Here is a 21,006-nt window from a genome sequence, read left to right as displayed (position 1 = left end):
AGGCCGGGCTCATCGTGGCAAGACGACGCGGCTAGAACTTGCCGCGCATCGGGTGGGCCTTGTAGACGCCGAGAATCCGGACCTTTTCCGAGAAGAAGTTCAACTCTTCCAGTGCCCGCTGCACCGGCGCATCGCTCGGATGGCCTTCGATGTCGGCATAGAACTGCGTCGCGAAGAACTTGCCGCCGAGCTGGTAGCTTTCCAGCTTCGTCATGTTGATGCCGTTGGTGGCAAAGCCGCCCATGGCCTTGTAGAGGGCTGCCGGAATGTTGCGCACGTTGAAGATGAAGGTGGTGATGTAGACCTCGTCATCGCTGGCGCGCTGCGGAATGCTCTCCTTCGGCGCCAGCACGACGAAGCGGGTGACATTGCTTTCCGTGTCCTCGACGTTTTCGGCCAGGATTTCCAGCCCGTAGAGTTCGGCGGCGAGCCGCGGCGCCAGCGCCGCCATGGTGCGGTCGCCCTTTTCCGAGATGAACTTGGCCGCGCCCGCGGTGTCGCCGGCGACCGTCGGCTTCCAGCCGTTGGCGCGGATGATCTTGCGGCACTGGCCGAGCGCATGGATATGGCTGTGGACGGTGAGGATCTCGCTCTTCGTCACGCCCGGCAGCGCCATCAGCTGGAAACGGATCGGCATGAAATATTCGCCGACGATGTGCAGGCGCGACTCCGGCAGCAGGTGATGGATGTCGGCGACGCGGCCGGCGATCGTGTTTTCGATCGGGATCATCGCGATGTCCGCCTCGCCGGTCTCGACCGCGTTGAAGGCGTCCTCGAACGTCTGGCAGGGCAGCGGGTCCATGTCCGGAAACATGTCGCGGCAGGCCATGTCGGAATTGGCGCCATAATCGCCCTGGAAGGCGATGCGGTTGGTCTTCTGGGTCATCGTGTTTCCGTTCTGTCTTCTTGAAATCATGCAGTCCGGCCGGAGAGAATCCGGCGGGCCTTTTCGAGATCGGCGTGGGTATCGACGCCGAGCGGCACCGAATCGACGATTTCGACGTCGATCCGCATGCCGGCTTCGAGCGCCCGCAGCTGCTCCAGCCGCTCGCGGCGTTCCAGCGTCGAGGGCTCCAGCGACACGAACCGCTCCAGCGCCGAGCGGCGATAGGCATAGAGGCCGATGTGATGGTAGAGCGGCCCGTCGCCGGTCGGCGCCGTGGCCCGGGTAAAGTAGAGCGCGCGCAGCCGCGTCGGCGAGAGCGGAGATCCGATGACCTTGACCACGTTCGGGTTGGTCTTCTCCTCCTCGTCGGTAATTTCGACGGTGAGTGTTCCGATGTCGACAGCCGGATCCTTCAGGATGTCGATCGACTGGTGGATCGGTTCCGGCTCGATCGTCGGCAGGTCGCCCTGGACATTGATGATGTAGTCGATGCGGCCATCGGGATCGACGAGCTGCAACGCTTCATTGATCCGGTCGGATCCGGACTGGTGGTCCTGGCTGGTCATCACCGCCTCGAAACCGGCCGCCTTGACGGCCTGCAGCACGTCGGCGTCATCGACGGCAACGACGACCCGGCCGCAATCGGCTTCCTTCGCGCGATGCGCCACCTGGACGATCATCGGCAGCCCGCAAATGTCCGCCAGCGGCTTTCCGGGAAGACGCGTCGACGCCATACGGGCCGGGATCATGAAAAGTGTATTGTCAAAGTGGGGGTACTTCATTCTCGACTCTTCTAATCCGGGCTGAAAGATGGCAAATAGACACCAACCGACAATCAATATCGTGTTGCATCCGAAATGCAAAAGACATAGGTTCCGCGCGATTTCAAGATGGTCCGGTCTTCATATCTGGCGGTTGCAGGGGAGCGTTTGCAGATGAATTCGAAGGTGAATATGGCCGTTGGGGCGTTGCTCGGCACGGTTTTCGTTCTTATGACGGTGTCGATCGCGTCGGAAGGGATCTTCCATTCCGAGGCACCGGAGAGCGAAGGCTTCAAGATCGTCGCCGAGGAAGCGTCGTCCGAAGGCGGCGCTGCGGAAGCAGCCCCGGCAGCCAAGCCGATCGCCGTCCTGCTGGCCAGCGCCGACGCTGCCGCCGGCGAAAAGGTCTTCAAGAAGTGTCAGGCCTGTCATGACGCCACCAAGGGTGGTCCGAACAAGGTCGGACCGAACCTTTGGGGCGTCGTTGACCGTCCGATCGCCTCGCATGAGGGCTTCAGCTATTCGTCTGCCATGAAGGACTTCTCCAAGGGCGGCTCCGAGGTCTGGGACTACGAGCACCTGAACCACTTCCTGCATGGTCCCAAGTCCTACATCGCCGGCACCGCCATGGGCTTTGCGGGTGTGAAGAAGGACGAGGAACGCGCCGACCTGATCGCCTACCTGCGGACGTTGTCCGACAATCCGGTGCCGCTGCCGACGCCTGAGGCCGAACCGGCCGCCGCTCCGGCTGGCGATGCTGCTGCCCCTGCCGCCGAGGCTCCCGCAGCGGAAACGCCGGCACCGGCTGCAGAAGCTCCTGCCGCCGAGACGCCCGCACCGGCAACGGAAGCGCCGGCCACCGAGGCGCCTGCCACGGAAGCGCCTAAGACATCGAACTGATCTTCGAGATGCCGAAGTAAAAATGGCCCGGAACGCGAGTTCCGGGCCATTTTCTATTGCCAGTCCTGCAGGGATATCGGTCTGTCGATATCGTAGACCGCCAGCCCGTCCAGCGCGCCGGGAGGTATGCGCCAGTCTTCGGCCTTCAGCGCCTTCCTGCCATCCTCCATGCCTGCTTCCCAATGCTGGTGCATCGAGACGCGCGAGAACTCGTAATCCTTCGAATGGATTGCCCTGTTCTTGCTGCGGTGGATCAGATGGATGAGGGTGACGCTGTAGTCGGCGCTCATGCCTTTCAGCTCGTCGATCTCCTCGCCGTCGAGCGCGTCATCCGGCAGCTTCTCGAGTAGCGTCGCGATCGAACGGCGCATCTTGTGGCGCTCGAGGAAGGCGTCGGTGATCATGCGCGTACGGCTGGAATAGGTGATGTCCTTGCGCCGCTCTTCGACCTCTTCCAGATTGCCGGGCACCTCTCCGCGGGAATTGAAGAGATCGACCTGGAAGATGACGGTGTCGACCGATGCGCCGCGGATCAGCACCTGCTGCAATGGCGTGTTGGAAACGAGGCCGCCGTCCCAGTAATGCCGACCGTCGATCTCGATCGATGGAAAGCCCGGCGGCAGCGCGCCGCTCGCCATGACGTGCTCCGGACCGAACGTCCAGGTGCGGCCCGGCTCCTGATTGTCGAAATAGCGGAAATTGCCGGATTCAACGTCCACCGCGCCGACCGAAAGCCGTGTCTTGCCTGCATTGATGCGATCGAAATCGACGAAACGCAGCAGTGTCTGTTTCAGCGGATGGGTATCGTAGAAGCTGGCGGCTTCGTCGCTGCCGTATTTCTGCAGCCACGGGCCAGGGAAGCGGGGCGTGAAGAAGCCCGGTACGCCGAGCATGATCGACCACAGGCTGCTGGCCTGCTTGAATTCCCGGCCGCTGGAAAGCTGCTTCGGCATGATCGAATCCATCGGGAATTCGACGCCGATCGTTTGCCAGAAGGAGGTCAGTTTCTCCACCCGGTCCTGAGGTTCGTTGCCGGCGATGATCGCGGCGTTGATCGCGCCGATCGAGATGCCGGCGACCCAGTCGGGTTCGATCGCTGCTTCCGCAAGCGCCTGGTAAGCGCCGGCCTGATAGGCGCCGAGCGCGCCGCCGCCCTGCAGGACAAGGACTTTCTGCTGGTAGGCTGCGGCGGGGCTGACGGCTCTGGTGCTGGACATGTTCACTTGGCTGTCCTCTCAAGGATCAGAAATATTGCAGTGCATATAAATCTGAATGTACCGCAGGATCGGCCCGAGAGAAGCACGTGGACGAAATTTAATGGTGGCCTGACGGATACGGGCGATCAGCTCAGCAGATAGGCCCAGAACGACACGGTCAGCACGCCGAGCGCGGTCGTCAGGCTGATCGTCGAGGCAGCGACCGTGTGGCCCGCCTTGAACTGGTTGGCGAACAGCCAGGCGTTGACGCCGGTCGGCACCGAGGCCGTCAGCACGATTGCCGTCGTCCAGATCTGGTTGAGGCCCACCAGGGTCGCCATCGCATAGACGATCGTCGGCAGCACCATCAGCTTCAGGAGCGTCATGATCGCCGTGATCATGCGGTTGCCGGAAATCTGGTAGCGGGTCAGCGCCATGCCGATGGCGATCAGCGCCGTCGGCCCGGCGATGCCGGCAAGCTCGTCGACGACCGTCTTGATTGGACCGATGAGCGGAATGCCGGCGAAGTGGACGATGACGCCGGCGATGATGCCGATGATCAGCGGATTGGTCAAAAGATTGCGGCCGACCTGCTTCACGACGTCGAAAGTGCTGCGTCCGGCAACGCCCTGTTCCAGCGCCGCCGCACGCTCGGTCAGGATCGTGCCCATCATCATCATGAAGGGGAGGTGGACGGCGAGCAGGATCGACATGGCGACCATGCCCGGCGGGCCGAGCAGCCGGTCGATCAGCGGCAGGCCGATGAACACGGCGTTGGAGAAGACCGCGGAAATGCCGGCAATCACGCTTTCGCGCGGCGGCCTTTTGAAGATGCGCCGGGCGGCAAAGGTCGCCAGTGTCATCGTGATGAGGACGCTGGAGAAATAGGCGGCCCACAGCCGGAACGGCGAGGCCCCGTGGAAATCCGCGACCGCGATCGTGCGGAACAGGATGAAGGGCACGGCGATCTTGAAGACGAAATCGCTGATCGCATCGCCGGTCTCGGCCTTCAGGAGGCCGGTGCGGGCGATCACCCATCCGATCAGGATGAGAATGAAGATCGGCAGGACGTTGGAAGCGATGACGAGCATGTCGGCGATTGTGTCGTGGGCAGGATGACCCGCGTTTATCAGGCCGACTTACGTTTGACAAACGGGTCGGGTGAAAACCGGGCAACAAAAAAGCGGGGTTGAACCCCGCTTCCGCCCTCCATCGGGAGGTTGCGGTACCGCTGCCAGTTCATCCGTGGTCAGCCGTCCCGCGTTTCAGCGCGAACCGTCTTCGGCCCACCGCTGTGTATTCATATAGATATGAATTGTATCAGCACAATGACAGCCGGAAAAATTCGGGAAGTCCCGAAAATTTGGCGAATTCCCGCGCCGGTCTTCCCAAGCCGGCAAAATCGGGTATTACCGGAGACTGCATCACTATAACCGGGAAGGGCTGATGAGCAGGTTCGACGTTTTGACGGTAGGCAACGCGATTGTCGACATTCTGGCACGCTGCGACGAGAAGTTTCTTGTCGACAACGGCATCATCAAGGGGGCGATGAACCTGATCGATGGCGACCGTGCCGAACTGCTCTATTCGCGCATGGGGCCGGCCGTCGAGGCCTCAGGCGGCAGCGCCGGCAACACGGCGGCCGGTGTGGCCAATTTCGGCGGACGCGCCGCCTATTTCGGCAAGGTCGCCGATGACCAGCTCGGCGAGATCTTCGCCCACGACATCCGCGCCCAGGGCGTCCATTACAAGACCCACGCCAAGGGCATCTCGCCGCCGACGGCGCGCTGCATGATCTTCGTCACGCCGGACGGCGAACGCTCGCTCAACACGTATCTTGGTGCCTGCGTCGAGCTCGGCCCGGAGGACGTCGAGGCCGACGTCGTCGCCGATGCGCTGGTCACCTATTTCGAGGGATATCTCTGGGATCCGCCGCGGGCGAAGGAGGCGATCGTCGAATGCTGCCGCATCGCCCACGAGGCGGGCCGCGAGACCTCGATGACACTCTCCGACAGCTTCTGCGTCGGCCGCTACCGGGCCGAGTTCCTCGAGCTGATGCGCTCGGGCACCGTCGATATCGTCTTTGCGAACCGGGACGAGGCGCTGTCGCTCTACGAGACGACGGATTTCGATCAGGCGCTCGACCGCATGTCGAAGGATTGCAAGCTGGCCGCTGTGACGATGAGCGAGGACGGCGCGGTCATCGTGCGTGGTGACGAACGCATCCGCATTCCGGCAACCCCGATCGCCCAGCTGGTCGACACCACCGGCGCCGGCGACCTGTTCGCGGCCGGCTTCCTGTTCGGCTACACCAAGGGACTGGATCTCGAGACCTGCGGCAAGCTCGGCTGCCTGGCTGCCGGCGTCGTCATCCAGCAGATCGGCCCGCGGCCGATGTCGTCGCTTGCAGATCTTGCTGCAACGGCGGGGCTTATTTGAAGGCTTCGCCGGGATAGGCGCCCCAGATTTCGGCCTGCGCCACCCAGCCTTCCAGATCCTTTGCGGTGACTTCGCACCAGTCGCCGTTGCATTCCTTGACCGTCAGCACCACGCCGGGTTCCATCTTGGCGATGACGCGGGCGGTCTTCTCCGGTTCGTTGCGCATGGTGATGTAGATATCCGCGCCCTTGCCGCGCATCCATGGCGCGGTGATGGCGGTGCGGTCGCCGGAGAGAAGCGAGCGGTTGACCCAGCCCTCGACGCCGTCGGCATCGCGGATGCGCCGCCAGTTGTCGTATTCCTGGATGATCTCCACCGGCAGGCCGTGACGGGTGTAGAGCCATTCGACCGCGTAATCCGTGCTCGGGCCGACGCGCATGTTCACCCGGCTCGCCTTCAGGCTGGCGAAACGCGGCAGCGGCAGGCCGCTGGCACCCTTGGCCGCCTGGGCATAGGTCCCGTGCGCCGTCGCGCTGAGATGCAGAAAGCTTGCCAGCAAAGAGAAGACGATTTTTGTCAGTACGCCGCGCATTGCACGTTTCCGATGGTCGTTGCCTGGGTGGTCGATTGCTTAACGCTGCTTCCATCCTGCCCGCGAATGCGCCAGACATCTGTTGGTCTTCGCTGACGGGTCTGGTAGAAACGATTGAAGCGGATCAAAGTATCACCCGTCTTGGTTAACGAGCTCTGAACAGGCGCAGCATCATCGATGATGAACAAGAAGAAGCCGAAGGTTTACATCACGAGGAAACTCCCGGACGCCGTCGAAACCCGCATGCGCGAACTGTTCGACGCGGAGCTGAACATCGATGATCGCCCACGCTCGCAGCCCGAGCTGGTTGCGGCGATGAAGACCGCCGACGTGCTGGTGCCGACCGTGACCGACCGAATCGACGCGGCGCTCATTGAACAGGCGGGGCCTCAACTCAAGCTCATAGCCAGCTATTCGAATGGCTACGACCACATCGACGTCGATGCCGCCGCCCGCAAGGGCATCACGGTGACGAACACGCCGAACGTCTTGAGCGAAGACACCGCCGACATGACCATGGCGCTCATTCTCGCTGTCTCGCGCCGCCTGCCGGAAGGCGCCCAGATCCTCACCGAAGAGGGCGCCGAATGGGCGGGCTGGTCACCGACCTGGATGCTCGGCCGCCGCATCTGGGGCAAGCGCATCGGCATCGTCGGCATGGGCCGTATCGGCACGGCGGTGGCCCGTCGCGCAAAAGCATTCGGCCTGGCCATCCATTATCACAACCGCAACCGGGTGAGCCCGGCGACGGAGGAGGAGCTGGAGGCCACCTATTGGGACAGCCTCGACCAGATGCTCGCCCGCGTCGACATCGTCTCGGTCAATTGCCCGTCGACGCCTGCGACCTATCATCTTCTCTCAGCCCGCCGTCTCGAACTGATGCGGCCGGAAAGCTACATCGTCAACACGGCGCGCGGCGACGTGATCGACGAGGCGGCGCTGATCAAGCTCCTGAGGGCCGGCAAGATTGCCGGCGCCGGCCTTGACGTGTTCGAAAACGAGCCGGCCGCCAATCCGAAGCTCGTGTCGCTCGCCCGGGACGGCAAGGTCGTCCTCCTGCCGCACATGGGCTCGGCGACGATCGAGGGCCGCATCGACATGGGCGACAAGGTGATCATCAACATTCGCACCTATTTCGACGGCCACCGGCCGCCGAACCGCGTCCTGCCCGGACGCAGCTAAGGGCGTTCCCGAAAGATCAGGCCACTGGCCGCTGCATCTCGATCGACGTGGTGCGGTCGAAGCCGGCATGACGGTTCTCGGCCGTCTTCACGAACCCCCAGGCGGCGAATGTCGCGTGGTTTTCGACAAGCTCGATCCGCGTCTCCAGCCTCAGCTTCGGCAGGCTGAGTTGGCGCGCGGTGTCCATGGCGGCCGCCAGCAACAGCTTGCCGAGACCCTTGCCCTGCGCGGCAGGCGAGACCGCCAGCTTGCCGAGATAGAGAAAGTCCGGCGGCTCCGGCCGGAAGAAGGCGCAGGCCAGCAGCGTGTCGCCGTCGGCAATGACATAGCCGATTTCGTCGCGGGCCTTCTCAGCCAGTGCCTCCGGCGTCAGCCTGTGGGCGGAGGAGGGCGGGTCGATCCGCTGATCCATGTAGGCAAACGACGCCATGACGAGCGCCAGCAGTGTGTCCCAGCGGGAAAAGCTGTCGTCGAGCCGGTAGAGTTCAGGCATGCTTGCGGGCGTCTGTCTTGGCGCGGCGATACTTGATCGTGTCGAAGCGGGAGGTGAGTGAATCGTAGAGCAGCAGCCGGCCGACCAGCGGCTCGCCAGCCCCGGTCACGAGCTTGATGACCTCCATTGCCATCAGCGTGCCGATGACGCCCGTCAGCGCGCCGACGACGCCGGCCTCGGCGCAGGACGGCACCATGCCCGGCGGTGGAGGGGCGGGAAAGAGATCGCGGTAGGAGGGAAGCAACTCGCCGTCGGCGTCGCGCTCGTAAGGCTTCAGCACCGTCAACGACCCGTCGAAGCGGCCGACCGCACCGCTGACCAGCGGCACTTTCGCCTGTTCCGCCCTATCGGCGGCGAGATAGCGGGTATCGAAATTGTCCGAGCCGTCGACGAGAATGTTGAAGCCGGAGATCTGCCGGTCGGCATTGTCGAAGCTGAAGCGCTCCTCGAAGCGGATCACCCTCACATGCGGGTTGAGGCGGGCGATCGCGTCGCTGGCACTCTGCGTCTTCATCTCGCCGAGCATGTCGGTCGAATGGATGACCTGCCGCTGCAGGTTGGAGAGCGACACGCGGTCGTCGTCGGCGATCCCGATCGTGCCGACACCGGCGGCGGCGAGATACTGCAGAACCGGCGCGCCGAGCCCGCCGGCGCCAATTACCAGCACCCGCGCGTTCTTCAGCTTCTGCTGACCCGGCCCGCCGATTTCCGGCAGCAGGATATGCCGTCCATAGCGGGTGATTTCGTCGGGGGTAAGGGGGTCGGTCATGGGCCGGGCATCCTTTTGGGGATCTGCATTCCAACACCATATAGTATCAAAGACCGGCAGAGTGAATTGCGTTCATTTGCACCGGCATAGAGCCCCCTCCCCAACCCCTCCCCACGAGGGGGAGGGGCTAACCCCGCGTCAGCTGTCTTCATCAATAAGGATGCTGCAGTTCTTAGGTGCCAGGCCTGCCACGAGTCTTCTCCCCCCTTGTGGGGGAGATGGCCGGCAGGCCAGAGGGGGCATTCTTCACCTCGGTCTTCATTCCGAAACGGCGCCGTTGGCAACCGTAAAAAACTGCGCGCGGTCGGCAAGGGCGGAAAACATTGCCCGGTCGGTGCCGGTCATGAAGGCCTGGCCGCCGAGATTGTCGATGAGGTCGAAGAGCGCGGCGCGCCGGCCCTCGTCCAGATGGGCGGCGATCTCGTCCAGAAGCAGGATCGGCGCAAAGCCGGTCATGTTGGCGGCAAGCCGCGCATGCGCGAGGATCAGCCCGACCAGCAGCGCCTTCTGTTCGCCGGTCGAGCAACGCTCCGCCTCCATGTCCTTCTCGCGGTGGCGGACCAGAAGGTCGGCGCGGTGCGGGCCTTCGAGCGTGCGGCCGGCGGCTTGGTCGCGGTACCGGCCCTTCGCCAGCATGTCGGCATAGTCGTCCTCGAGATCGATCGCCGGCCGATGATATTCGCCGTCGAAGAAGCCGGAGAGCATCAGGGTCGCGGAGGGAAACGGCGAGCCGCCCGCCGTCTCCTCGATCAGCTTTGCCAGCAGGCCGAGCATTTCATGCCGGGCGAGCATCATGGCGATGCCGAGGCTCGCCATCTGCTGCTCGATGCCCGAAAGCCAGGTCGGGTCCAGCCGGCCGTCGGCGAGAAGTTTGTTGCGGCTGCGCATGGCGCGCTCGAAGTCGCTCGCCCGCCGCCCATGGGCGGGGTCGATGGAGAGCACCAGCCGGTCGAGGAAGCGGCGGCGATCGCCGGCAGCCCCGGTGAACAGCCCGTCCATCGCCGGCGTCAGCCACAGGAGGCGCACATGGTCGAGCAGCTCGTCCATGGATTTTGCCTGCGTGCCGTTGATGCGCAGTTGCCGCGAGGCAATGTCCTCGCCGCCGGTCATGCCGGTGCCGACCTTGACCTCGCCCTCCATCCCCTCGACATCGGCGAAGATGGTGAAGCCGCCGGAGCCGTGGGCGCGCGGAAGGTCGCCATAGGCGGCGCGGCGCAGGCCGCGGCCGGGGGAGAGGAAGGAAACGGCTTCCATCAGGTTCGTCTTGCCGGCGCCGTTCTCGCCGGTCAGCACCACGTGCCGCCCGTCGAACGCGACCGACGCTTCGGCATAGTTGCGGAAGTCGGTGAGCTTCAGGCGGGTGATGGCAATCTTTTCCGGCATCGAAGCCAGCTACGATGAATCGGCCGTCGAGTGCAAGGCGGGATGACATCTTGTGGTCGCCGCAATGCGTCAGTATGAAGGCCGACATCAGGAGACGAGGCCATGTCCGACGAAGACCGCATCATCACGCTCGAGGAAACCGTCGCCCACCAGGCGAAGGTGATCGAGGAGCTTTCGGACCAGATCGCCGAGCAATGGAAGGTCGTCGAGCAGGTGCGCGCCAAGCTCGACCGGCTGACCGAGCGCTTCCTCAGCCTTGAGGAACAATCCATCGACGCGCCGCCGATCACCAAGCCGCCGCATTATTGACGCCGGCAAATCTTCGGCTATTCTCTTCATCGTGACCGCGCGGCGATGGCGTCGCTGCACTTTCGCGGATCACGATCATCGCCATGATGATTGCTTGTCCTGTACGCCCGGATGGAACGCCGGGCGTTATCCATCCTGCCCGGCTTTTGGACGAGGATGAACCCATGCTTGATGTCACCAAGCGTCCCGAAACATTTGTCTGCCACAATGGCGAGAAGGTGCCGCTGCCCTTCTCTCAAGCCGAATATGCGCGCCGGCTTGCCGGCCTGCGGGCGATCATGGCGGAACGCGACCTGCCGGCCGTTCTGCTGACCTCCATGCACAACATCGCCTATTATTCCGGCTTCCTCTATTGCAGCTTCGGCAGGCCCTATGGCTGCGTCGTCACCGCCGAGGGGCTGACGGTGGTGTCCGCCAATATCGACGGCGGCCAGCCCTGGCGCCGGTCGGTCGGCGACAACATCATCTACACCGACTGGCAGCGCGACAATTACTGGCGCGCCGTCGCCGGCCTTATCGGCACGAGCGGCCGGCTCGGCATCGAAGGCGACCACATGACGCTCGCCGCCCGCGCCACGCTGGAGCGCATCGTCGGCACCGTCGAACTCGTCGACATCGCGCAGGCGACCATGGCCTCGCGCATGATCAAGTCGGCAGAGGAAATCGCGCTCATCCGCGAGGGCGCGCGCATCGCCGATGTCGGCGGCGAGGCGATCCGTGCGGCGATCCGTGAAGGAACGCGCGAGATTGACGTGGCAATGGCCGGCCGCGATGCGATGGAACTCGAAATCGCCCGAGCCCATCCGAACGGCGAGCTGCGCGACAGCTGGGTGTGGTTCCAGTCCGGGCCCAACACCGATGGCGCCCACAACCCCGTCACCACGCGCCGGCTCGCGCCGGGCGAAATCCTCAGCCTCAATGCCTTCCCGATGATCTCCGGCTACTATACTGCGCTGGAGCGCACCCTGTTCCTCGGCGAGCCGGATGCGGCGTCATTGAAGCTGTGGGAAGCCAACGTCGCCGCCCATGAACTCGGCCTGTCGCTGATCAGGCCTGGCATCAGCTGCGCCGCTGTCTGCGCCGAGATCAACCGCTTCTTTGCCGACGAGGGCCTCTTGCAGTACCGCTCCTTCGGCTACGGCCATTCCTTCGGCATCCTGAGCCATTATTACGGCCGCGAGGCCGGGCTGGAGTTCCGCGAGGATATCGAGACGGTGCTGGAACCCGGCATGGTCGTCTCGATCGAGCCGATGCTCTGGGTGCCGAACGGCACGCCGGGGGCGGGTGGCTACCGCGAGCACGACATTCTGGTGGTCGGCGAGACCGGCGCCGAAAACATCACCGGCTTCCCCTACGGGCCGGAGAAGAACGTGATTGCCTGCTAGGGCCGAACCTGGGCCCAACAGGTCTCCGCAGAAACAAGAAGAGCCGGGCGATGCCGCCCGGCTCTTTGTATTCCATCATAAGACGAAGACGCCTTACTCGAAGAATTCCTTCATCCGGGCGAAGAAGCCGGAGGTCTCCGGATTGTTCTCCTTCGAGGAGAGCTGCTCGAATTCCTGCAACAGCTCACGCTGGCGCTTGGTGAGCTTCTGCGGTGTTTCGATCTGCACCTGGATGTAGAGATCACCCTTCTGTGCGGAACGCAGCACCGGCATGCCCTTGCCCTTGAGGCGGAACTGCTTGCCGGCCTGTGTGCCTTCCGGAACCGTCACCCGCGACTTCGTCGCGTCCAGCGTGCCGACGTCGAACGTGCCGCCAAGCGCTGCCGTCGTCATCGAGATCGGCACCGTGCAGTAGAGATCGGCGCCGTCGCGCTGGAAGAACTGGTGCGGCCTGACCGACAGGAAGATATAGAGATCGCCCGCCGGACCGCCCCGTACGCCGGCTTCGCCTTCGCCCTGCAGGCGGATGCGCGTGCCGTCCTCGATGCCGGCCGGGATGTTGACCGACAGCGACCGTTCTTCCTGGACCCGGCCATGACCATGGCACTTGGTACAGGGATCGGAAATCGTCTGGCCGCGACCCTGGCAGGTCGGACAGGTGCGTTCGATCGAGAAGAAGCCTTGCGCCGCGCGCACGCGGCCGGAGCCCTGGCAGGTGGCGCAGGTCTGCGGCTTGGTGCCGGGCTTGGCGCCGGAACCGGAGCACACGTCGCAGGTGATCGAGGTCGGAACCCGGATCTGCGCCGTCTTGCCGGCATAGGCTTCCTCAAGCGAAATTTCCATATTGTAGCGAAGGTCGGCGCCGCGTTCGCGTCCGCCGGTCGAACGCCGGCCGCGGCCACCGCCCATCATCTCGCCGAAAATGTCTTCGAAGATATCGGAGAAGCCACCGGCACCCATGCCGCCGGCGCCGAAAGGTCCACCGGCGCCACCGCCGCCACCCATGCCGCCATGTTCGAAGGCGGCGTGGCCGAAGCGGTCATAGGCGGCCCGCTTCTGCGGGTCCTTGAGCACTTCGTAGGCTTCGTTGAGTTCCTTGAACTTGTGTTCGGCTTCCTTGTCGTCGGGGTTCTTGTCGGGATGATACTTCATCGCCGCCTTGCGGAAGGCGCTTTTCAGCTCCTTCTCGTCAGCGGTTTTGCCGACCCCCAATGTTTCGTAGTAGTCCGCTTTTGCCATGGAGAAACCAACCCTGGAAAGTAAATGTCCGGCCGCAGGACGCGGCCGGAATTTCAGGACGTGGCGGACGCCTTGTCGGCGCCCGTCATCGAATTAGGCCGACTTCTTGTCGTCCTTGATTTCCTCATAGTCGGCGTCGACGACGTCGTCGTTGCCGCCGGCTGCGCCCTCTTCGGAAGCGCCGCCTTCAGCCTGCTGGGACTCATAGATCGCCTGACCGAGCTTCATGGAAACTTCCATGAGGGTCTGGGTCTTCGCCTTGATGTCCTCGGCGTCGGGCTCGGAAGCCTCGATGGCCGTCTTCAGCGCGGCAATGGCGTCCTCGATGGCCTTCTTGTCCTCGGCCGAAACCTTGTCGCCGTAGTCCTTCAGGGACTTTTCGGTCGAATGAACGAGGCTTTCGGCCTGGTTCTTGGCTTCGACGGAGTCACGACGCTTCTTGTCGGCCTCGGCATTGGCTTCGGCGTCCTTGACCATCTTGTCGATCTCGGCGTCGGAAAGGCCGCCAGATGCCTGGATGCGGATCTGGTGTTCCTTGCCGGTGCCCTTGTCCTTGGCCGAAACCTGGACGATGCCGTTGGCGTCGATGTCGAAGGTCACTTCGATCTGCGGCACGCCGCGCGGAGCCGGCGGAATGCCGACGAGGTCGAACTGGCCGAGCAGCTTGTTGTCGGCCGCCATTTCACGCTCGCCCTGCGAGACGCGGATCGTCACGGCCGACTGGTTGTCTTCGGCGGTCGAGAACGTCTGCGACTTCTTGGTCGGGATCGTCGTGTTGCGTTCGATCAGGCGGGTGAACACGCCACCGAGCGTTTCGATGCCGAGCGACAGCGGGGTCACGTCGAGAAGCAGAACGTCCTTGACGTCGCCCTGCAGGACGCCGCCCTGAATGGCCGCGCCCATGGCGACGACTTCATCCGGGTTCACACCCTTGTGCGGCTCCTTGCCGAACAGCTGCTTGACGACTTCCTGGACCTTCGGCATGCGGCTCATGCCGCCGACGAGAACCACTTCATCGATGTCGGCTGCGGTGACGCCGGCGTCCTTGAGGGCGGCCTTGCACGGCGCAACGGTGCGCTGCACGAGGTCGTCGACCAGGCTTTCGAACTTGGCGCGGGTCAGCTTCATCGTCAGGTGCTTCGGACCGGAGGCATCCGCCGTGATGAACGGCAGGTTGATTTCGGTCTGCTGCGAGGACGACAGCTCGATCTTTGCCTTTTCGGCGGCTTCCTTCAGACGCTGCAGGGCCAGCTTGTCGCCCTTCAGGTCGATGCCGTTGTCCTTCTTGAACTCGGCTGCCAGATATTCGACGAGACGCATGTCGAAGTCTTCACCGCCGAGGAAGGTGTCGCCGTTGGTCGACTTCACTTCGAAGACGCCGTCGCCGATTTCCAGGACGGAGATATCGAAGGTGCCGCCGCCAAGGTCGTAGACGGCGATCGTCTTGCCGTCCTTCTTGTCGAGACCGTAGGCGAGCGCGGCAGCGGTCGGCTCGTTGATGATGCGCAGGACTTCCAGACCGGCGATCTTGCCGGCGTCCTTGGTGGCCTGGCGCTGGGCGTCGTTGAAGTAGGCCGGAACGGTGATGACGGCTTTTTCAACCTTCTCGCCGAGATAGGCTTCCGCGGTTTCCTTCATCTTCTGAAGGATCATCGCCGAGATCTGCGAGGGAGAATAGTTCTTGCCGGTGGCTTCGACCCAGGCGTCGCCATTGTCGCCCTTGACGATGTGGTAGGGAACGAGGCCCTTGTCCTTTTCGACGGTCGGGTCTTCATAGCGGCGGCCGATCAGGCGCTTGACCGCGAACAGGGTGTTCGTCGGGTTGGTCACAGCCTGGCGCTTGGCCGGCTGGCCGACGAGACGTTCGCCGTCTTCCGTGAAGGCTACCATCGACGGCGTCGTGCGCGCGCCTTCGGCATTTTCGATCACCTTCGCGTCCTTGCCGTCCATGATGGAGACGCAGGAGTTGGTGGTTCCAAGGTCGATACCAATTACTTTTGCCATGTCATTCTCTCCTTTAAGCAGGCCGTCGGAACCCGGCTCAGGCGTTCCGCTGACAGCCCCTCGACTGGATGGTCTTTGGGATTGCGCAGCATCCAGGCTGCGGTTATGCGGCGTATATAAGTAGCAGTTTTGCGCTCTGCAAGGCGGAAGGCGGGGGCCGAAAGACGAAAATCAAAAGATTCCCGCCGCGAATTCCGTATCGCTCATCCACGTCAATTCGCATTAGCGGACCAGCCTTGCGCCGGGCCATCCCGGGGCTTGCGGCTGGACGCGGTCATTCTCCCATGATGATGCCGAGAAGGCTGGTCTTGCGCGGCGCGCGCGGCGGCGGCTCGTAGGTGCCGACATCGGCCGGCGGCACGGGTCCGCCATTGACCTGCTGCGGCATCTCCTCGACCGGCTGCCGGTTGTCATTGCCACCGCCGCCGACGGGCGCCGGCGGATAGGCGGTCTTGCGCTGGTCGCCGGTCAGTACCCGCGAAATCAGGCCGTAAAGCGTGTCGATGCCGTCGTCCTCGCGGACCATCTGCTGGTCGCCGGGCGCCTGCTGCTGTTGCTGCTGGCGGGGCTGCTGGTCGACCGTCTGTCCCTCGCCATAAAGGGGCGCGGGCGACAGGCCCTGATGAGCCGCGGCCATGAATTCCTGCCAGGTCCGCGCCGGCAATCCGCCGCCGGTCACCCGCTTCATCGAATGGCCGTCGTCGTTGCCGAACCACACGCCGGTCGTCAGGTTGCTGGTGAAGCCGACGAACAGGGCGTCCCTGTAGGACTGGGTGGTGCCGGTCTTGCCGGCGACCTGCCAGCCGGAAAGCCTGGCGGCGGTCCCGGTGCCCTTGTTCACGACGCCCATCATCATCGTGTTCATGTTGACGACGGTCTGCGGCTCCAGCACGCGCGGCGGCTTGTCGTAGGTGTTCTCGTAGAGCACCTTGCCGTCTGTGGTGGACACCCGCCGGATGATGTGCGGCGTCGCCTTGTAGCCGCCGTTCATGAAGGCGGCATAGGCGCCGGTCAGCTCGACCAGCGAAACTTCGGACGTGCCGAGCGCGATCGAGGCGTTTGGTTCCAGCTCGGATTCGATCCCCATCCGGTGGGCGAGCTTGATGATGTTGTTCGGGCCGACTTCCTGCGCCAGCTGGGCTGCGACCGTGTTGATCGAATGCGCCAATGCGTATGAAAGCGTGACCGGCCCCTCATACTTCTTCTCGTAGTTTTCCGGCGTCCAGTTGCCGATCTTCACCGGCGCGTCGTTGCGCATCGAATCCGGGCTGTCGCCCTGTTCGAGCGCCGTCGCATAGACGAAGGGCTTGAAGGCCGAGCCCGGCTGGCGCTTGGCCTTCCAGGCGCGGTTGTACTGGCTTTCCGAATAGTCCTTGCCGCCGACCAGCGCCCGGATCGCGCCGGTGCCGTCGATCGAGACGAGCGCACCCTGTTCGACGTCGAGCTTCTTGCCGTTTTTGTCGATCGCCGTGGCGATGGCGTCGCCAGCCGCCTTTTCCAGCGTCGGGTCGATGGTGGTGTCGACCACCAGATCCTGGTTGACGTCGCCGACCAGCGTCTTCAGCTCGTCCATGACCATGTCGGCGGCGTAATGCGACGCGCCGGACCAGAAATGCTTGGCCTGGGCCGGCTCCTGGTTCATGGCCGTCTTGATTTCGCTGTCGGTGATGTAGCCGGCGTCCTTCATGGCGCCCAGCACCACCTGGGCGCGGGCCTTGGCCCCGTCCGGATTGGTCGACGGCGAAAGCCGCGACGGAGCCTTCAGGAGGCCGGCAAGCGTGGCCGCCTCCGCGAGGTTCACGTCGCGCGCGGATTTGTTGAAGTAGCGCCGCGACGCCGCTTCGACGCCGTAGGAATTGGCGCCGAAATAGACGCGGTTCAAATACATCGCAAGGATCTGGTCCTTGCTGAATTTATGCTCCAGCCACAGGGAAAGCAGGACTTCCTGCACCTTGCGCTCCAGCGTCCGCTCCGGCGACAGGAAGAGGTTCTTCGCAAGCTGCTGTGTCAGCGTCGAGCCGCCCTGGACCATGTGGCCGGTCAGGACGTTGGTGACCATCGCGCGCGCCAGGCCGATCGGGTCGATGCCGAAATGCGAGTAGAAGCGGCGGTCCTCGATCGAGATGACGGCCATCGGGATATAGGGAGACATCTCGTCGAGCGTCAGCGCTTCGCCGCCGGTCGGCCCGCGATTGGCGAGCACGCTGCCGTCGACCGCCATGATCTTGACGTTCGGCGGGCGGTCCGGAATGGCCCAGCTGCTGGCAGCCGGCATCTTCGAGCCGTAGTAGACCACCACGCCCGCGACCGCGACGGTGCCCCAGATGCCGAGCACGATGCACCAGTAGGCGACGAAGCGGAAAAAACCGATCAATCCGCCGCGACGGGCCTTGGTCTTCTTCTTGCCCTTGGACGGGCGGCGGCCCGAATTCGGCTTTTCACGGGAGCCCTGGCTATCGAAGGTAGGTTCAATCCGGTCGCGGTATTTCTTGTTTCCAGCCATTGCCGACGGGTTAGCCTTGCTTGGGGGAGAATTCAAGTTTCGCGGACACGCCGGAACACTTCATGAAACATGATGATCGGGCGAGTCTGGATGCCCGGATGAAAACTCCATTGGTAATATGGTCGCCCTGAACTCTAAATGCGGCGATTTAAGGGGAAGTTAACTAGTTTCCCCGGTTCGCAATTCATTGATGCCGGTCGCCAACCCGAAATTTATCGGGCGGACATGCGCAAAAAACCGAAGCAGATATGGAAACCAACAGTTTCGGACAACGCGCGAAAAGGCAAATCCAAACCGGATTGCCTTATTTAAACCAATTTTAATCAGACTCGCCCGATTATCAACTGCAGATAGACGCCTCCTCCGCCGGGGGTGTCAGATGTCGACCAAATTTTGATCTGCAGGCCCCGAATACCGCGCAAGTAGAGGCATTTCGAAATGTTCAGCTTTTTTGACCGGGCTTTCTCCCGGCTCTCAATTCAGACCAAGGTCGTTGTTTTCATCATCCCGATTGTTGCCGGTATTGCCGGCCTGGCCTTTATCAGTCTGGTCACCGGTTCCATGCTCGGCCAGCGGCTGGACGGCACCGCGGCGAGCATCGATTCGCTCGGCGGCTTCAAGAAGGCCTATGCCGAGATGAACGAATTCCTCGGCTCGGCTACCGAAGAGCGCCGTGCTGCGGTCGTTGAGCACCTGCAGGAGCAGGTAACCGCGATGCAGACCATTCTCGACCACGTGCAGGACAATAGCCACGTCGCCGAACTGCAGAAGGGCGAGGATATCGCCCGCAACCTGATTGCCCGTGTCAACGACCTGTGGGAGCTGAACAAGAGCGAACTGGCGACCCGCGGCGAGATGGACAAGCATCTGGCCGAGCTGGCCGCCGTCAAGGACGAGCTCTTCGCCACATCCTCGAAGGTCAGCAAGGAGGCCCGCAAGGCTGACAACGAGGCGAAGGACATGTTGCGCGGCTCCGAGGTCCTGAGCCAGGGCGCCACCTTCGTCACCCGCCTCTCCGGCGACCTCTCCGCGGCCGGAACGCCGCAGGAGGCCTTCGATATCGTCAAGCAGAACTATTCCGACATCCGCGCTCTGGCGAAAGATATCGGCAGCGCTGTGCCCAAGGCGAGCGCCGTCGTCGCCGATACGATCCGCGAAAACCTTCAGGGTATCCTCGACACCGCCGAGAAGAACATGAATGTCGATGCATCGCTGATCACCATCCAGAAGCACGCCACGGCACTTCGCCCGATGGGCATCAAGCTGCGCGCGCTCGGCGCCACGGCGGCCCGCGACGCCATCAAGCGGTTCGGCGAACTGGACGAGCAGCTGTCGGATTCGCAGGCGATCGTCGCCTATACGACGAACGTGCTGATCCAGGTCAACAACACGCAGATCCTTGCCGCCGACTTCCTCGGCCGCGCGGATGCCGAGAGCCTGAAAAACCTGGTGAACGGCTCGCAGAAGCTCAAATCCGTCATCCAGGCCTTCCCGATGATCATGGGCGGCCTGCAGTCGGTCTTCGATACGGCCCAGAAGGCGGTCGCGCCGATCGATGCGATCAACGCCCAGGCAGCCAAGCTCGTCGAGGTCGCCAATACCCGCACGACCTCCTTCAAGCAGGCCTCGCTCGATATCGACGAAGCCTGGAAGAACATCGTCGCCTTCGCCGGCAGCCAGCGCAGTGAGGCGACCGAGGTTCAGGAGCAGGCCCGCACGATCACCGTCGTTGCGGCCTTCTCGGCGGTGGCGTTTGCCATCGTCGCGACGCTCCTGCTCGTCGCCGCCCTCAAGGGGCCGATCCTCCGCCTCACCAATGCCATGCGGGACGTCGCCTCCGGCAAGCTGCAGACCGCGGTCGCCGGCCTGGAGCGCGGTGACGAAATCGGCGAGATGGCCCGGGCGCTCGGCGTCTTCAAGACCAATGCCGAAGACAAGATCAAGGCGGAGCGGGAAGCCGAGCAGAACCGGCTGCGGGCCGAGGCCGAACGCCAGTCCGCCGACCGTGAGAGGGAACGTTCGGCCCAGGAACTGCGCGTGACCATCGACGCGCTGGCCTCAAGCCTCAGGGCTCTCGCCCATGGCGACCTCGTTTGCACCATCGACACGCCGTTTGCCGGCGAGCTCGATGAATTGCGCGTCAATTTCAACGAGTCCGTCGCCCATATGCGCGATACGCTCGCCAGCATCCGTGACAATGCGCTTTCCATCCAGGCGAAGAGCGGCCAGCTGAACGGCAGCGCCAACGACCTGGCGCGTCGCACGGAACAGCAGGCCTCGTCGCTGGAGGAAACGGCCGCCGCCGTCGACCAGATGACCGGCACGGTCAAGATGACGTCCGAACGTGCGGCCGAAACCGATCGCGTCACCCGCGACATTCTGAGCGAGGCGTCGAAGTCCGGCCAGGTGGTCTCGGAAGCCGTCAGGGCCATGGGCCGCATCGAACAGGCCTCGCAGCAGATCGGCCAGATCATCAGCGTCATCGACGACATCGCCTTCCAGACCAATCTTCTGGCGCTGAACGCGGGCGTCGAGGCGGCGCGGGCAGGCGAGGCCGGCAAGGGCTTCGCGGTCGTTGCCCACGAGGTTCGTGAACTTGCCCAGCGTTCGGCCAGCTCCGCCAAGGAGATCAAGGAGCTGATCCGCCGCTCCGACGAAGAGGTGAGGGACGGCGTCAAGCTGGTCGGCGAGACCGGCGAGGTGATCTCCCGCATCAACGCCCGGATCGGGGAAATCGGCATCAACATCTCGACCATGGCCAAGGCCAGCCAGGAACAGGCGACCGGCCTGCAGGAGGTCAATTCCGCCGTCAACTCGATGGACCAGATGACCCAGCAGAACGCGGCGATGGTGCAGGAGACGAACACCGCGAGCCACGCGCTGGCGCTGGAAGCCGTGGAGCTCAACGAGCTCGTGTCTCGCTTCCGCCTTGCCGACGATGGCGCGTCTATGTCCGGCGAACGTTACGCCGCCGCCTGATCGGGCCCGCCGCCAATCCTGAAATCTAGAAGGCCCGCCGTTTTAC

General features: G+C 63.5%; 17 protein-coding genes. 6 read left to right on the top strand and 11 right to left on the bottom strand.

Annotated features, from left to right (window positions below):
* Nucleotides 1–31 precede the first annotated feature (31 nt).
* Entirely contained in the window at nucleotides 32–886 is an 855-nt protein-coding gene (locus tag ACU5AY_RS16375; protein ID WP_446826998.1) for a prephenate dehydratase, read from the bottom strand.
* A 26-nt stretch (nucleotides 887–912) separates the two neighbouring features.
* The gene (locus tag ACU5AY_RS16370; protein ID WP_446826997.1) at nucleotides 913–1,668 is read right to left on the bottom strand and encodes a 3-deoxy-manno-octulosonate cytidylyltransferase; all 756 of its coding nucleotides are present in this window, start codon (nucleotides 1,666–1,668) and stop codon (nucleotides 913–915) included.
* A gap of 153 nt (nucleotides 1,669–1,821) precedes the next feature.
* On the opposite strand from ACU5AY_RS16370, the gene ACU5AY_RS16365 reads away from it, so the two are divergent.
* Nucleotides 1,822–2,547, top strand: coding sequence for a c-type cytochrome (locus tag ACU5AY_RS16365; protein ID WP_446826996.1), 726 nt, complete (start codon nucleotides 1,822–1,824; stop codon nucleotides 2,545–2,547).
* Nucleotides 2,548–2,600: 53 nt separating this feature from the next.
* On the opposite strand, the gene ACU5AY_RS16360 is transcribed toward ACU5AY_RS16365, so the two are convergent.
* Together ACU5AY_RS16360 and ACU5AY_RS16355 are read right to left on the bottom strand one after the other, a co-directional pair.
* Nucleotides 2,601–3,764, bottom strand: a complete 1,164-nt coding sequence (locus tag ACU5AY_RS16360; protein ID WP_446826995.1) for a patatin-like phospholipase family protein — start codon at nucleotides 3,762–3,764, stop codon at nucleotides 2,601–2,603.
* Nucleotides 3,765–3,889: 125 nt separating this feature from the next.
* Entirely contained in the window at nucleotides 3,890–4,834 is a 945-nt protein-coding gene (locus tag ACU5AY_RS16355) for an AEC family transporter (protein WP_446826994.1), read from the bottom strand.
* Between the two features lie 355 nt (nucleotides 4,835–5,189).
* Here ACU5AY_RS16355 and ACU5AY_RS16350 point away from each other — a divergent pair, with 355 nt between their 5' ends.
* Complete coding sequence (locus tag ACU5AY_RS16350) at nucleotides 5,190–6,182, top strand: adenosine kinase (RefSeq protein ID WP_446825733.1); 993 nt, start codon at nucleotides 5,190–5,192, stop codon at nucleotides 6,180–6,182.
* Here the strand turns inward: ACU5AY_RS16350 and ACU5AY_RS16345 are convergent.
* Entirely contained in the window at nucleotides 6,175–6,714 is a 540-nt protein-coding gene (locus tag ACU5AY_RS16345; protein WP_446826993.1) for an SH3 domain-containing protein, read from the bottom strand. The two genes, ACU5AY_RS16350 and ACU5AY_RS16345, sit on opposite strands and share 8 nt — an antisense overlap.
* 177 nt (nucleotides 6,715–6,891) lie before the next feature.
* Here ACU5AY_RS16345 and ACU5AY_RS16340 point away from each other — a divergent pair, with 177 nt between their 5' ends.
* Nucleotides 6,892–7,896, top strand: coding sequence for a 2-hydroxyacid dehydrogenase (locus ACU5AY_RS16340; protein WP_446826992.1), 1,005 nt, complete (start codon nucleotides 6,892–6,894; stop codon nucleotides 7,894–7,896).
* 16 nt (nucleotides 7,897–7,912) lie between these two features.
* On the opposite strand, the gene ACU5AY_RS16335 is transcribed toward ACU5AY_RS16340, so the two are convergent.
* The 3 genes from ACU5AY_RS16335 to recF all read right to left on the bottom strand — a co-directional run bounded on the left by ACU5AY_RS16335 (nucleotide 7,913) and on the right by recF (nucleotide 10,541).
* On the bottom strand, nucleotides 7,913–8,389 hold the full coding sequence (locus ACU5AY_RS16335) for a GNAT family N-acetyltransferase (RefSeq protein ID WP_446826991.1): 477 nt from the start codon (nucleotides 8,387–8,389) through the stop codon (nucleotides 7,913–7,915).
* Entirely contained in the window at nucleotides 8,382–9,158 is a 777-nt protein-coding gene (locus tag ACU5AY_RS16330; protein ID WP_446826990.1) for a molybdopterin-synthase adenylyltransferase MoeB, read from the bottom strand. Before ACU5AY_RS16330 ends, ACU5AY_RS16335 begins: the two co-directional genes overlap by 8 nt.
* Before the next feature lie 258 nt (nucleotides 9,159–9,416).
* Nucleotides 9,417–10,541: a DNA replication/repair protein RecF gene (gene recF / locus ACU5AY_RS16325; protein ID WP_446826989.1), complete on the bottom strand. Its 1,125-nt coding sequence runs from the start codon at nucleotides 10,539–10,541 to the stop codon at nucleotides 9,417–9,419.
* A gap of 102 nt (nucleotides 10,542–10,643) precedes the next feature.
* Here recF and ACU5AY_RS16320 point away from each other — a divergent pair, with 102 nt between their 5' ends.
* Together ACU5AY_RS16320 and ACU5AY_RS16315 are read left to right on the top strand one after the other, a co-directional pair.
* The gene (locus tag ACU5AY_RS16320) at nucleotides 10,644–10,850 is read left to right on the top strand and encodes a SlyX family protein (protein WP_446826988.1); all 207 of its coding nucleotides are present in this window, start codon (nucleotides 10,644–10,646) and stop codon (nucleotides 10,848–10,850) included.
* A gap of 164 nt (nucleotides 10,851–11,014) precedes the next feature.
* Nucleotides 11,015–12,235, top strand: coding sequence for an aminopeptidase P family protein (locus ACU5AY_RS16315; protein WP_446826987.1), 1,221 nt, complete (start codon nucleotides 11,015–11,017; stop codon nucleotides 12,233–12,235).
* A gap of 93 nt (nucleotides 12,236–12,328) precedes the next feature.
* On the opposite strand, the gene dnaJ is transcribed toward ACU5AY_RS16315, so the two are convergent.
* From dnaJ to ACU5AY_RS16300, 3 genes are all read right to left on the bottom strand, one after another.
* Nucleotides 12,329–13,474 (bottom strand): molecular chaperone DnaJ, encoded by a 1,146-nt coding sequence (gene dnaJ / locus ACU5AY_RS16310; RefSeq protein ID WP_446825725.1) that lies wholly within the window; start codon nucleotides 13,472–13,474, stop codon nucleotides 12,329–12,331.
* Between the two features lie 93 nt (nucleotides 13,475–13,567).
* Nucleotides 13,568–15,478: a molecular chaperone DnaK gene (gene dnaK, locus ACU5AY_RS16305; protein ID WP_446826986.1), complete on the bottom strand. Its 1,911-nt coding sequence runs from the start codon at nucleotides 15,476–15,478 to the stop codon at nucleotides 13,568–13,570.
* Between the two features lie 274 nt (nucleotides 15,479–15,752).
* Nucleotides 15,753–17,981, bottom strand: a complete 2,229-nt coding sequence (locus ACU5AY_RS16300) for a transglycosylase domain-containing protein (protein ID WP_446826985.1) — start codon at nucleotides 17,979–17,981, stop codon at nucleotides 15,753–15,755.
* Nucleotides 17,982–18,419: 438 nt separating this feature from the next.
* Here ACU5AY_RS16300 and ACU5AY_RS16295 point away from each other — a divergent pair, with 438 nt between their 5' ends.
* On the top strand, nucleotides 18,420–20,960 hold the full coding sequence (locus ACU5AY_RS16295) for a methyl-accepting chemotaxis protein (protein ID WP_446826984.1): 2,541 nt from the start codon (nucleotides 18,420–18,422) through the stop codon (nucleotides 20,958–20,960).
* Nucleotides 20,961–21,006 lie beyond the last annotated feature (46 nt).

It is taken from the genome of Rhizobium sp. PAMB 3174 (genome assembly GCF_052908375.1).
This window is presented reverse-complemented; position numbering and strand designations above follow the sequence as displayed.